Origin of the sequence: Virgibacillus sp. Bac330 (assembly GCF_003667845.1) — a bacterium.
Taxonomy (GTDB): domain Bacteria; phylum Bacillota; class Bacilli; order Bacillales; family Amphibacillaceae; genus Virgibacillus; species Virgibacillus chiguensis.
This window is the reverse complement of the sequence record NZ_CP033048.1, coordinates 2573470-2587962: the sequence shown is the minus strand read 5'-3', so window position 1 is coordinate 2587962 and position 14493 is coordinate 2573470. Positions and strand designations below refer to the sequence as shown.

Below are 14493 nucleotides of genomic sequence, written 5' to 3'. Positions count from 1 at the left end.
GAGGAATAAAAAATGTCAAAAGTACTTTATGAACAGGATGTAAACACAGAGGTTTTAAGAGAGAAACGAATTGCTATTATTGGGTATGGTTCACAAGGCCATGCACATGCTCAGAATTTAAGAGAGAGCGGGTTTGATGTTGTCGTAGGACTGAGACCAGGAAAGTCTCAAGTAAAAGCAGAAGAGGATGGGTTTACAGTCTTGTCGGTAGCAGATGCTGTAAAACAGGCAGAAGTAGTCATGATTCTTTTACCAGATGAAATGCAAACTACCGTTTATACAGAGAGCATTGAACCGAACTTGCAACCTGGAAATGCGCTCGCTTTTGCCCATGGATTTAATATTCACTTTAGTCAAATTGTCCCGCCATCTAATGTTGATGTTTTTCTTGTAGCACCGAAAGGACCTGGTCATTTAGTTCGTCGTACGTATGAAGAAGGAGCCGGAGTTCCTGCGCTTTATGGCATTTATCAAGATGTGTCTGGAAAGGCAAAAGAACTTGCATTAGCATATGCTCAAGGGATCGGCGCTGCTCGAGCTGGAGTATTAGAAACGTCTTTTCAAGAAGAAACAGAAACGGATCTTTTTGGCGAGCAGGCTGTATTATGTGGAGGCGTGACAAGTTTAATTAAAGCAGGATTTGAAACCTTAACGGAAGCTGGTTATCAGCCAGAAGTAGCCTATTTTGAATGTTTGCATGAGATGAAGTTAATTGTTGATCTTCTCTATGAAGGTGGCTTGGAAAATATGCGTTATTCTATTTCTGATACAGCCCAATGGGGGGACTTCGTATCAGGGCCACGCGTAGTAAATGAAGAAACGAAAGCTAGAATGAAAGAAATTTTGCAAGATGTGCAAACAGGAGCTTTTGCTAAAGGTTGGATCTTAGAAAATCAAGCGAATCGACCGCAATTTAACGCAATTAATGCGAAAGAGAACCAGCATCCAATTGAGCAAGTAGGAAAGGAGTTACGTGCATTAATGCCTTTTGTTTCAGAGCCGTTACAGAAAAAACAAAATAAACAAAAGGATGTGAAGGTGCATGTCAATAATTAACCTATTCGATACGACATTGCGCGATGGAGAACAATCACCAGGCGTCAATTTGAATAAACTAGAAAAATTAGAAATCGCCAAACAGTTAGAACGGTTAGGTATGGATCGGATTGAAGCAGGTTTTCCTGCTTCGTCCAAAGGCGATTTTCAAGCGGTCAAGGAAATTGCCGACACGATAAAAAATACGTCCGTTACTGCTTTAGCAAGAACAGTCAAGTCGGATATTGATACTGCTTGGGAAGCATTAAAAGGTGCAGATGAACCGCGAATTCATATATTTCTAGCTACGTCGCCAATTCATATGACGTATAAGCTAAAAAAGACGCCGGAAGAAGTAATTACAACAGCAACAGATATGGTGGCATATGCAAAGCAAACATTTTCACAAGTGCAATGGTCAGCGGAAGATGCGTCACGCTCAGATTGGGAATTTTTAGCGCAAATTATTAAAAAGGTCATTGATGCTGGTGCGACTGTTATTAACTTACCAGATACGGTAGGTTACACAACACCGAAGGAATATGGGGAAATGTTCCATTATATTAGAATGAATGTTCCTAATATTGAAAAAGCAGTACTATCATGTCATTGTCATAATGATCTCGGGATGGCAGTTGCAAATTCTATTGCCGCTGTCGAAAATGGTGCGACACAAATTGAAGGAACTATTAACGGTATTGGTGAACGAGCAGGAAATGCATCCTTAGAAGAGATTGCCGTTGCTTTAAAGATTCGTTCTGATTTTTATCCTTATCAAACAAATTTAAAGCTTGATGAAATAAAAAGAACGAGTGATATGGTGGCAAAACTGACAGGAATGCATATCCAAGCAAACAAGGCAATTGTTGGTAGAAATGCATTTGCCCATGAATCTGGAATCCATCAGGATGGTGTGTTAAAACATGCTTCCACGTATGAAATCATTACTCCTGAGTTGGTTGGCGTTCAAGCAAATACGCTGTTTTTGGGGAAACATTCGGGGCGTCACGCTTTTAAAGATAAATTAAAAGAACTTGGAATGCGCGTTACAGAAGATAATATGAAGCAAGCGTTTGAAGCGTTTAAGCGATTAACAGATCATAAAAAAGAGGTAACGGATGACGATATTTTTACCATTGTAACGGAGATTCAAACCAACACTGCTACAGTGGATAAATATACGTTGGAAATGTTTCAACTACAATATGGATCCAATAACATTCCGACTGCTGCTGTTGAATTAAAGACCCCGTCTGGTAAAAAGGTGAAAACGGCGTGTACGGCACAAGGGAGTGTCGAAGCTTTGTATAAGACACTAGAGTCATTAACCGAAGAAGAGACAAGATTAATTGATTATCAGATTAACTCTGTCGGAGGTGGAAAAGATGCGTTAGCGGAATCGCGCGTCCAACTTACAGTGAATGGAGAAACTGTAAATGGCCGGGGTTCGGCACAAGACGTCATGGAAGCTTCCGTGCAAGCGTATCTAAATGCAGTCAATCGGTATATTATTCAACAGGTGAATGCAGAGAAGAAAGAAGTTGTAAAAACTCAGTGAAAAGGAGAAGAAATGTATGAATAAGCAAATTGTTATTCTTCCTGGTGACGGTATTGGTAAAGAGATTATGGATGCCGCCGTACGTGTTTTACAAGCAATTGCTGAAAATTTTAATCATCAATTTACCTTCTCAGAACATCTCATAGGCGGAGCTGCAATTGATGGAGAACAATCGCCTTTACCGGAAACGACGATTCACGCATGCAAAAAAGCGGATGCCGTTTTATTAGGAGCAGTGGGAGGGGAGAAATGGGATGCCTTACCTGGAGATAAGCGACCGGAGAAAGGATTATTAGGTATTCGCAAAGAGTTAGGCTTATTTGCAAATTTGCGGCCAATTAAGGCTTTTACTCCTTTACTACATGCCTCTCCTTTAAAGGAAGAGATAGTAGCGGGAAGCAATATTTTAATTGTTCGTGAATTAACAGGTGGATTATATTTTGGCGAACCGAAAAAACGTATTCCAGAGGAAAATGCAGTAGTTGATACATTGTATTATACTCGAACAGAAATAGAGCAAATCGTTGATAAAGCTTTTCAAACAGCTAGAACGAGAAAGAAGCGTGTCACTTCTGTGGATAAAGCAAATGTTTTAGAATCAAGTAGGATGTGGAGAGAGGTTGTGGAAGAAAAGAGCAAACAATACCCAGACATTGCTGTGGATCATTTGCTTGTCGATGCTGCGGCAATGAAACTCATTACAAATCCAAAGCAATTTGACGTCATTGTGACGGAAAATATGTTTGGTGATATTTTAAGTGATGAAGCGTCTGTTTTAACGGGGTCTTTAGGAATGCTTCCCTCTGCAAGTGTTCGAACGGATGGCGTAGGTCTCTATGAACCTGTTCATGGATCAGCACCGGATATTGCTGGCAAAGGAATTGCCAATCCACTCGGGATGATTCTCTCTGCAAGCTCTATGCTCCGTCAATCCTTTGGTATGGAGCAGGAGGCTGACGAAATAGAGTACGCTGTAGAAACAACACTTGAACAAGGCTACCATACGCCTGATTTATCTATTAAAAACGGTACGGTCGTTGGAACAAAACAAATGACAGAGATCATATTAGGAAACCTTGCTACGAATGATGCTTCACAATGTATTTGTAATTCTTATGCATAACAAAGGTGGGTGAAAAATTGGCTACAGCAAAAACAATTATTGAAAAAATTTGGGAACAACATATAGTGCATCAAGAAGCAGGGAAACCAGATTTATTATATATTGATTTGCATTTAATTCATGAGGTAACTTCCCCACAAGCGTTTGAAGGTTTACGCTTGAATAATCGCAAAGTACGACGACCAGATTTGACCTATGCGACGATGGATCATAATGTACCAACCAAAAATAGAGAGGAAATAAGAGATGCGATTTCGCGGAAGCAGATGGAAACATTGCGGCGTAATTGTAAGGAAAACCATATATCATTAGCAGATATGTTCCACCCTGATCAAGGGATTGTTCATGTGATTGGACCGGAGTTAGGTTTAACACAACCGGGAAAAACGATTGTTTGCGGGGACAGTCATACGTCCACACACGGAGCGTTTGGAGCCTTAGCTTTTGGAATTGGTACGAGTGAAGTGGAACATGTATTGGCGACGCAAACGATATGGCAAGAAAAGCCAAAAACTTTAAATGTCCATGTGGAAGGTGATTTAGGGCCAGGTGTAACTGCTAAAGATTTAATTTTAGCAATCATCGCTAAATTTGGCGTTCGTTTTGGAACGGGGTATGTTATTGAATACACGGGGGAAGCAATTCGTAATCTTCCCATGGAAGGTCGGATGACCGTTTGTAATATGTCCATTGAAGCTGGTGCGCGTGCAGGTTTGATTAGCCCTGACGAAAAAACGGTGGATTATTTACGTGGAAAGGCGCATGTCCCGGAAGGAGAAGCATTTAACGAACAAGCGCAACAATGGCTCGCTTTAGCTACAGATGAAGGTGCAGTATATGACCTTTATGTCAACATCCGAGGTGACGAAGTAGAGCCACAAGTAACATGGGGGACAAATCCATCTATGTGTGTACCAGTAAATGGATCAACACCAAGTCTAGAGGAGACAGATTACCCTGAAGATGTAGAGCGTGCGCTTCAATATATGGGGTTATCGGAGAACCAGCCCATCTCATCTATTCATATAGATCATGTATTTATTGGCTCGTGCACGAATTCACGATTAAGTGATTTACAAAAGGCTGCATTAATTGTAAAGGGGAGAAAAGTCCATCCTGAAGTACGCGCCATTGTTGTTCCGGGTTCATTTAGCACTAAATTGCAAGCAGAGAAACTCGGAATAGATAAAATTTTTCAAGAAGCGGGGTTTGAATGGCGTGATGCAGGTTGTAGCATGTGCTTAGCTATGAATGACGATGTAGTTCCTCCTGGTGGACGTTGTGCTTCTACTTCCAATCGTAATTTTGAAGGCAGGCAAGGAAATGGTGCTAGAACACATCTAGTTAGTCCAGAAATGGCAGCTATTGCTGCGATTGAAGGGAGATTTGTAGACGTTCGAGACTATGCAAGCACAAAAGTTTCTTCTTAACTTATTTTTATGCATAAAAGAAGGAGGGTAGCCAGTGGAAGCTATTCAAAGGCATAGAGGTGTAGTATACCCATTAAATCGAACGAATGTCGATACGGACCAAATTATACCGAAGCAATTTTTAAAACGAATTGAGCGTACTGGATTTGGGCAATATCTTTTCTACCATTGGCGATTCGATGATGATGGAGAGCTTAGAAAAAATTTCAACTTAAACGATAAACGGTATGAAGACGCCTCGATAGTAGTGGCAGGTGAAAATTTTGGTTGTGGTAGTTCCAGAGAGCATGCTCCATGGGCACTATTAGATTTTGGGTTCCGAGTTATTATAGCGCCAAGCTTTGCGGATATTTTCTATAATAATGCTTTAAAAAATGGTATCATCGTTATCCAAGTAAAAGAAGAGCTTGTAAACCAATGGTTAAAAAAAGCGGAACGAGGGGAACTTATTTTAGACGTAGATTTGGAAAAGCAACAAATTATGGACCGAGAGATGGTTTATCCGTTTCAAATTCCAGAATACCATAAGCAAAAATTAATCAACGGATGGGACGATATAGCTTTAACATTACAATATGAGGAAAAAATTGCACGATACGAAAAAAGTATGCAATAAAAATCAAGAAAAATTCTAATTTCGATAGGGAGTGTGGAGATATTGGGGATTGCTTAACAGGTGAAAAGGTATATAATGCGTTGCAGCGACTTGCTCCGCTTGTTCATCGAACACCTTTATTAACATCACAGACAACGAATCAAGCTTTAGGGAAACATGTTTATTTTAAAATGGAAAACCAACAGAAAACAGGTGCCTTTAAATTTAGAGGTGCTACCTATAAATTAATGCAATTAAAACGTCGGCAACTAGATCAAGGTGTGGTTACTGCTTCTGCTGGAAATCATGCACAAGGAGTCGCCTATGCAGCTCGTAAATTAGGAGCAAAAGCAACCATTTTTATGGCAGAGAAAACACCACAAGCAAAAGTAAATGCGACACGCAATTACGGAGCAGAAGTCGTTTTGTCTGGAGAAACTTTTCAAGAAGCATATGAGGCTTCTCTGGACCATCAACTTCGTACTGGGGCAACATATATTCATCCCTTTGACGATTACGATGTCATGGCTGGTCAAGGAACAGTTGCAATGGAATTATTACGTCAAGAAGATCGGATTGACACGATATTAGTTCCAGTAGGTGGTGGAGGGTTAATTAGCGGTATTGCTGTTGCAGCAAAGCACGTGAATCGAAATATAAAGGTGATTGGGGTGCAAGCAGAAGGAGCAGCTGCTATTTATAAAAGCTTCCATACTGGTGAAACAGAAAAACTGGATGCTGTCCAAACAATTGCTGAGGGAATTGCAGTAAAAAAACCAGGTGAACGAACATTACCGTTAATCAGGCAATACGTGGATGATATGATAACCGTTTCTGACGAAGCGATTGCTTCATCTATTGTTTACATGCTTGAACGAAATAAAACATTAATGGAAGGAGCGGGAGCTGCAGCAATTGCCGCCTTATTCACCCATAATGAGCAAATAAAATCCCGACATTGTGGGGTCATTGTAAGTGGTGGAAACATGGATATTAGCACTATGCCTAAAATACAGGAACTAGCTGCACGTTTGTCTCACCGTGAGCTTGTTTACTCATAACGCTAGTTTATGGAACCCCATAAAAACGGTTTTCAAAAATTACCCCCGTACCATATGAACAAAAATGGTACGGGGGCTGCTATGCGAAGAATCACGTTAAAAATGATTTAGAGTTTTTGTCCATAATATTTATCAAGTGAGAAACCTCTACCTAGTATTTCGGAAGCATTCAAGAAGATGACAAATGAATCGGTTTCCTCTCGCTGCAATATCTTCTTTAATTGAACCGCCTCTTGCTGTTCTGCAACACAAAGAATCATTGTTTTCTTTTTATCGGAATAACCTCCAATAGAACGTACTTTTGTTAAACCTCGATCCAATTCCGTTCGAATAATGGATTGAATACGCTCTTCATTATCCGTAATAATCATCACCAATTTTGTCGCTGAGGTTTGTAGTTGAACAATATCGATCGTTTTACTTGTGATATAAATACACATGAGTGCAAAAAGTGTTAATTCCAAGTTAAATACAATAATGGAAGAAACGACAACTACTCCATCCACCATTAATTGGGAGTATCCGCTCGATAATCCGGTGAATTTCTTTACAATTTGCGCAATAGCTGCTGTACCACCAGTTGATCCATTTCCTTTATAAACAATCCCTAATCCAACTCCAAGGATAATCCCTCCGTATATTGCACTAAGTAAAGGGTTGGTTAACGTAATGGGGATGTCGGAACTTAACCAAATAATAAATGGAACCCAAAATGTACCTACCAGCGTTTTCGAGCTGAAGTCTTTACCTAATGCTATCCATCCTATAATAAAGATGGGGATATTTATTAAAAATTGAACGGAAGAAGGACTGATTTCGTACAACTCAAATAAAATGGTACTTACACCAGAAATGCCGCCTGCTGCCAATTTAGCAGGTAATAGAAAAATATTATAAGCTAAGCCGACTAGCGTAGCACCAAGGATAATTTGTATGTATGCTAGTACGGTTGGATTCATTTTTTTCGTGATAGTCGTCATGTATATAAATCCCTCTCTTTAAAAAGCAAAGTAAACACGCATATCATTCTAACATGTAGGAAATATGCTGTCGACTTTCTCTAGAACAGGGGATGTGTCAAGTTTTTCTAATGATTTGTTACGAATTAGCAATAGCAACTGCTTTGTAGTATAGGAAATGATAAACGGAGGTGCTTGTGAATAATGAAATAATCGAATAGCCACTTCTAGCTCCATCGCCTTGCAGCTAGGCGACTTCACCAAATCGTTCTACAATAAGTCATCGTCGGATTCGTCACGAAGAGGAAGATCGACTTAAGAATGGGCTTGCTACCCGACGTCGACATAACCTTTTTTTAGTGGCAGGATTCCTAAATCTTTCGTTGATTCGTTCCCGTCGCTCTAGTACTAAACGAGCGCTTGCGCCTTTATTCCGTACATATGACGAATCATTGCATCTATGAAGTTTGAAGTTAGTTTCGGTAGAAATGCTCTTAATGAGCCATTTACCATTTTTCCAGCCAATCCTTTTGCATGGAGTGTAAGAGAGAAAGTGAAATTGGTTTCTCTATCGCTAAGCTTATTGGCGCAAACTGTTCCATTCCCTGTTAGCATTTGGTTGCTGCTGGATAGTTGGAAAGAGATTTTTTCTGGTTCATTCCATTCAGTAATAATTACGGTTAATTGAACCGTTTTTTGGAACGATCCAACTTTTCCTTCACATACCCAGATGGATGTCTTTTGGTTCACCATTTTATGCTGTTCATATCCAGGAACCAGTGGTGCCCAGTTATTAAGGTCACTAATAAATGACCACATGTTATCAATATTTATCTTGATGTTTCTTTCGCAAATGGTGTTTGGCAATGCATAACTCCTCCTTGTTGTAGTTTTACTATAATTCAAACGTACACCAAAAGATATATATGCAAAAAATAAGGGATTAGAAGTAACTATTTGGTCCGTTTTATGTAAAAAATGTGACTAATTTTTGTGTGAATGATGAATTTACTTGTTTAGAAGTCATAAGCGATGTAGGATATAGTTGAAATGAAAAAAGTTAATTTCACCTTGAAAGCGTGTACTTCAAGAATGCTAATAGATGAAGTGTGCAAGGCAAAAGATGATGATACTAATTGTTAACGATGTGATTTGCAACAACCATACATACAAAAAGGAGAGACAACAAAATGAGTATATTAGTATTAGGCGGTGCTGGTTATATAGGTTCTCATGCGGTATACCAATTAATGGATCAAGGGAAAGAAGTAATCGTAATAGATAATTTAGAGACAGGTCATCAAGAGGCAATTCATCCGAAAGCTGTATTTTATAACGGAGATATTCGTGATATTCATTTTTTACGCATGGTTTTTGCTAAAGAATCCATTGAGGCTGTGATTCATTTTGCTGCCAATTCTTTGGTTGGTGAGTCGATGGAAAATCCATTGAAATATTTTGATAATAATGTGTATGGCACGCAAGTTTTACTACAAGTCATGACTGAATATAACGTGAAACATATCGTTTTTTCATCTACTGCTGCTACATATGGAGAGCCAGAAGCCGTTCCAATTACAGAAACAATGGCTACTCATCCAACTAATACGTACGGCGAAACAAAATTAACAATGGAAAAAATGATGAAATGGACTGAACAAGCACATGGAATAACATATGTATCGTTAAGGTATTTTAATGTTGCTGGAGCAAGAGAAACAGGCGAGATAGGGGAAGACCATCATCCAGAGACACATTTAATACCAATTGTGCTACAAACAGCGTTGGGACAACGAGACCATATAACCATTTTTGGAGATGATTATGCTACGGAAGATGGTACATGTATTCGTGATTATATTCACGTGCAAGATTTGATTGATGCACATTTACTTGCATTAGATTACTTACAGCGCGGAGGAAAAAGCGATATATTCAATTTAGGAAGCAGCCAAGGGTTCTCGGTGAAAGAAATTATTAATACGGCTAGACAAGTAACTGGTAAGAAAATACCTGCCCAAATTGGCAAACGGCGTGCAGGCGATCCTAGTACACTAATTGCAAGTTCACATAAAGCGAAAGAGATATTAGGATGGAATCCAAAGCGCACCCTAATAACAAAAATTATAGAGGATGCCTGGAATTGGCACGTTGGAAATCCTGATGGATATCGTAAATAAATATAGGAATGTACTCTGAATGCGTAGTGTACTTGTCTTTGTTGGACAAGTACATTTTTTTGTAAGATAAGAAAATGTAAAAATTAGATGCTTTGGAATAAGAAAATAACAGAATAAGCCACGTCCGGTTTAAGCGCTCAGCAACTAGGCGGCTTCACTCCATTGCCCTACGCTAAGTCATTACCGATTCGTTCTAAATAGGAAGGCCGACTAAAGACGAGCTTGCCGGAGGGCACCGGCATATACCTGTTGCAGGAACATGATTCCTAAAACTTTTAGTTGACTTGATTCATTCCACTCGCTACGTTGCTAAACGGGCGCCCCGATCCTTTGTTCCTGTTCAACGACGCGCCATGGACAACGAAAATAAAACAGTAAAAACTGGTAAGTCTTTTGTTCTATATAAGCTGTTTTGCTAGTTCTTTTATCTTATTTCGCTGCAGAGAAAACAATATCTCTAAAAAATGTAACAACATCCTTATTGTGAAAGCGCTTCATTAAGGATAGGCTTAACTTAGTACTAGTACTAAAACATAGACATTTGGAGGAGGTTGCTATTTTGAGTAAAAGCTTGCAAAAAAGACTAGCCATTTTTCTTACTGTACTGATGCTCGTATCGACAGGAATAATCACAAGTATGTCTCCATCTCGTGTTGCAGCTGAAGAATCTGATGCTAACTCAGATGTAAGTGATTCAAAAGTACAAGTGGAGAAGCAATCAAAAACTGAAGAAAAATCAGAGTCTGTCCATATTACAGATTCCAATCTGGAAGAAGGAGATTTTGAAGTTTTACAAGGAGATGGGACGCTAAAGTATAACAACGATGGTTCCGTTACGTATGGTGTAACATCTCATGGAAAGAACAAAATAGTCTATCGTAACATGCCTAAAATAAAGAATGGAGTTTTCGAGGCAGATATTACAGCAGATACGGATTTAAAGCGTTTTGGCTTTATATACCGAGTTCAAGATACTTCTGCTTACACGTATGTTGGAACCGGAGATAGTAATAATCAGTATTTTGGGGAAGTATTTGGTCCGACAAATAAGTGGACTTCCATGACAAATAGTGTGGCGTTAGAGGCAAATAAAACTTATCAGCTTCGGGTTAAATTTATGGATGATACTGCAAGCCTATATATTAATGGTGACAAGATAGGTGCTTGGACACAAACAGAAGGTGTTGATTCACCAGGGTTACTCGGTTTAGAAAAGAGCCGAGGTGAAGCAAATATAAACATTTCGAATGTGAAAATAAAAGAATATGTTCCACCAACGCCACCAAGTAAAGATCCTATATTAGAAACGTTAAGCTCTGATTATATGGATGTAACTGTTGATCAAGTCTATCCTCGAGTAGTGGAATATGATGTAGACGGGAAAATGATGCATGGACAAGAAACGCCAGTATATGGATTAAAGGTAAATAACACGCTTTACTATCCAGAAGTGGCGTTTGAAAAGGCAAGTGATCACGAAGCGATCTATTCATTACATGTAAAAGATGAATATGAAAATATAGACGTGCATATGGAGCTTTCATTAAAAGTAGATGGTAACCAAGTCGTTTACCAAATACAGAAAGTAGATTCGAAAACAGATGTTCAAATAGAAACAATAGAATTTGCGGATTTAAATTTTATTTCGGTGCATGATGCGCAAAAAGGTGCCGAAGCCAAGCTTACTAATTTGAGCAGTGATGTTAAGAAACCGGGAGATACTACTGTAAAAGTGGATGCTACAATGAAGGATATCGGCGCAAAAAAAGGCTATTATACGGCGTTTTTGTCCACTAATGAACTTAGTGCAGGTGTATGGTCGAGCTCAGAAGTAAACGGTTATCGAAACCTTGTAGCAAGCCGTTATGAAAATGAAAACGGTAATAAAGTAATGGGAATTGGTTCAAATGCTTTATACTATCACCGTGATTTTATGAATCAACCTGCTTCTAATACGCCTACCGTTAAAGTTGTTATTGCAGAAGATATAAATGACGATGGACAAGTTAATTGGCAGGATGCAGCCATTGAATACCGAGATTTACTGCCAAAAGTAGAAGGTGCGGAAACGGTAAACAATACAGTAGGAACTCGAATTGCTATGAACTTTGGCTCTCATGCGCAACAGCCCTTTTTGAAAACGCTTGATAATGTGAAAAAGGTTGCTTTAGCAACGGATGGACTAGGACAAGCAGTTCTCTTAAAAGGATACGCCAATGAAGGACATGATAGTGGACATCCAGATTACGGCGATGTTGGGGAACGTATTGGTGGCATAAAAGATATAAACGCATTAATTACAGAAGGAAACAAATATAACGCAGAATTTGGTGTGCATATTAATGCTCAGGAAGCTTATCCGGAAGCAAAATCATTTAGTGAAGATTTAATAAATGGACCAGAAGCAAAAGGATGGGGCTGGTTAGATCAGTCTTACACCATCGATAAGTTAAAAGATTTATATACTGGCTCGCGTGCGAAACGCTTGGATGAACTGAAGGCAAATGTACCAAATTTAGATTTTATTTATTTAGATGTATGGTATCAAGATCAATGGGAATCTAACCGTGTAGCAGAGCAATTTGCTGATCGAGGCTGGAGAATGACGACGGAATTTGGCACAGCTATTGCTAATTATTCCACATGGCAGCATTGGGCTACTGATAAAAATTATGGTGGATCAACTGATAAAGGGATTAATTCGGAAGTGCTTCGTTTTATTAGCAATCACCAAAGAGACTCATGGGTGCTGAATTGGCCGGAAGCTGGTGGCACAGCAGATCATCCATTGCTCGGTGGATTTGAGTTAGCTGGATTTGAAGGCTGGCAATCCGATAAAAACTTTGACCAATTTATAAACATGACTTTTGACACGAACGTACCAACGAAATTTTTACAAAAATATTATGTCATGAATTGGGAAACAATGGACGGTGACCCTACTAAAACGAATCTAGAAAAAGAAATTACTTTAAAGGATCCTAGTAATGGTGATGTAGTAAAAGTTACGAGAAAAGACAATTCCAGAGAGCGTATAATTACGCTGAATGACAAAGTTGTTTTAGATGGCGACACCTATTTATTGCCATGGGTGGAACAAGATTTTGAAACACCGACACCTGATGCAAAAAAATTATATCATTGGAATTTAGAGGGTGGTAAAACGACTTGGGAATTACCAGATGAATTTAAAAATGCATCGAAGGTATACGTGTATAAATTAACCGATCAAGGTAGATCCAAAAAACAAAAGATAAACGTTAAAAATAATCAGATTACCTTAAACGCTCAACCAGCTACACCATACGTTATTGAAGCGAAGCAAACGAAAGGCGTGCAAGTAAAAGAATGGAGTGAAAACGCCCACGTTAGTGATACAGGCTTCCATGCTGGAACTTTGAAAACGAAGCATACAAAGGTTTCTGGCGATAAAAAATCAGTTCATGTAAAACGGACAGATCAAACAGGTAGTGAACGGAATTTAAGCAGTGGCGATTACTATTTGCAATTTACAAATCCAACCAAAGACTCTAAAGTGACGAAGAAAATGAGTAATTTAGAGCCAGGAAAAGATTATGTTGCAGAAGTTTACGTAGAAAATAATAGTGATGCAAAAGCGAGTATTCAAATCGAAGGCAGTAAGCAGAAAAATGTAGAGAATTATACGTATCGTAGCTTGCAAAAAAATTATGTGAAAGCAGATTCTCATGCAACTAATGACGGATATAATAGTAAGATGCAACGTATGCAAGTAGCATTTACAGCAAAAAAATCATCTGCTAAATTAATTTTAAAACGTGAATCTGGAGAAGGGATTACGAAATTTGATGATATTCGTATCGTTCAAAAAAGCTTAAGTAACCACGTTTCTGAAGCAGTATTTGAACAAGATTTTGAATCTGTTGTGCAAGGTATCTATCCATTCGTGGTCGGTAATACAGAAGGCGTAGAAGATAACCGCGTTCATTTATCTCAGCATCATGCCCCGTACACACAAAAAGGCTGGGCAGGCAAAAAAGTAGTCGATGATGTATTAGCTGGAAATTGGTCGCTGAAAGTAAATACAGGTAATAAAGGTCTCGTTTATCGTACTATACCGCAACATTTCCATTTTGAAGCGGGTAAAACGTATAAAGTAACGTTTGATTATCAAACAACAGCCGACTCTTACCGATTTATCTCTGGTAACAAGGCGATTGATATTCGAGACATTCATAAAGCGGAAGGGATTCAAATTAATGAAAAACTTTCGTCAGCAGTTGACACGAAAACGGCAACCTTTACGGTAAAAGGATCAAAAAATCACCAAACGTATATTGGTATTTTTAATGACGGTACATCATTGAATGGCGATACTGGAAAAGGTACATTTATGCTAGATAATTTACGTATTGAAACCGTAGAAGATTAGAGACCAATGAAGTAGTTATGCATACGCATACTAACACTAAGAATATTGTATAAGACGAAGAAAATATAGGTACTTATATCATATCACTATAATGAACCGCATGAAATGAAAGTTTAAGAAGAAACTTGTTTTCATGCGGTT

Annotated in this window: 10 protein-coding genes; 8 read left to right on the top strand and 2 right to left on the bottom strand. The window is 38.8% G+C overall.

Annotated features, from left to right (window positions below; genetic code table 11):
* The first annotated feature begins 12 nt into the window (after positions 1–12).
* The 6 genes from ilvC to ilvA all read left to right on the top strand — a co-directional run bounded on the left by ilvC (position 13) and on the right by ilvA (position 6802).
* A complete protein-coding gene (gene ilvC / locus D9780_RS11990) occupies positions 13–1056 on the top strand; it encodes a ketol-acid reductoisomerase (protein ID WP_116277438.1) in 1044 nt (347 codons plus the stop codon).
* Complete coding sequence (locus tag D9780_RS11985) at positions 1043–2593, top strand: 2-isopropylmalate synthase (protein ID WP_121640233.1); 1551 nt, start codon at positions 1043–1045, stop codon at positions 2591–2593. Before ilvC ends, D9780_RS11985 begins: the two co-directional genes overlap by 14 nt.
* A 16-nt stretch (positions 2594–2609) precedes the next feature.
* Positions 2610–3716 (top strand): 3-isopropylmalate dehydrogenase, encoded by a 1107-nt coding sequence (gene leuB, locus D9780_RS11980; RefSeq protein ID WP_073008506.1) that lies wholly within the window; start codon positions 2610–2612, stop codon positions 3714–3716.
* A 17-nt stretch (positions 3717–3733) separates the two neighbouring features.
* Positions 3734–5146, top strand: a complete 1413-nt coding sequence (leuC, locus tag D9780_RS11975) for a 3-isopropylmalate dehydratase large subunit (RefSeq protein WP_121640232.1) — start codon at positions 3734–3736, stop codon at positions 5144–5146.
* A gap of 34 nt (positions 5147–5180) precedes the next feature.
* A complete protein-coding gene (gene leuD / locus D9780_RS11970; protein ID WP_121640231.1) occupies positions 5181–5762 on the top strand; it encodes a 3-isopropylmalate dehydratase small subunit in 582 nt (193 codons plus the stop codon).
* An 80-nt stretch (positions 5763–5842) separates the two neighbouring features.
* Entirely contained in the window at positions 5843–6802 is a 960-nt protein-coding gene (gene ilvA / locus D9780_RS11965; protein WP_121640230.1) for a threonine ammonia-lyase, read from the top strand.
* A gap of 107 nt (positions 6803–6909) precedes the next feature.
* Here ilvA and D9780_RS11960 read toward each other — a convergent pair whose 3' ends face one another.
* Together D9780_RS11960 and D9780_RS11955 are read right to left on the bottom strand one after the other, a co-directional pair.
* Positions 6910–7782, bottom strand: coding sequence for a YitT family protein (locus D9780_RS11960; protein WP_240458676.1), 873 nt, complete (start codon positions 7780–7782; stop codon positions 6910–6912).
* 387 nt (positions 7783–8169) lie between these two features.
* Positions 8170–8628 (bottom strand): SRPBCC family protein, encoded by a 459-nt coding sequence (locus D9780_RS11955; RefSeq protein WP_121640229.1) that lies wholly within the window; start codon positions 8626–8628, stop codon positions 8170–8172.
* A 323-nt stretch (positions 8629–8951) separates the two neighbouring features.
* Between D9780_RS11955 and galE the strand changes: the two genes are divergently transcribed.
* Both galE and D9780_RS11945 read left to right on the top strand, forming a co-directional pair.
* A complete protein-coding gene (galE, locus tag D9780_RS11950; protein ID WP_121640228.1) occupies positions 8952–9941 on the top strand; it encodes a UDP-glucose 4-epimerase GalE in 990 nt (329 codons plus the stop codon).
* A gap of 607 nt (positions 9942–10548) precedes the next feature.
* Entirely contained in the window at positions 10549–14352 is a 3804-nt protein-coding gene (locus D9780_RS11945; protein WP_121641487.1) for an endo-alpha-N-acetylgalactosaminidase family protein, read from the top strand.
* Positions 14353–14493 lie beyond the last annotated feature (141 nt).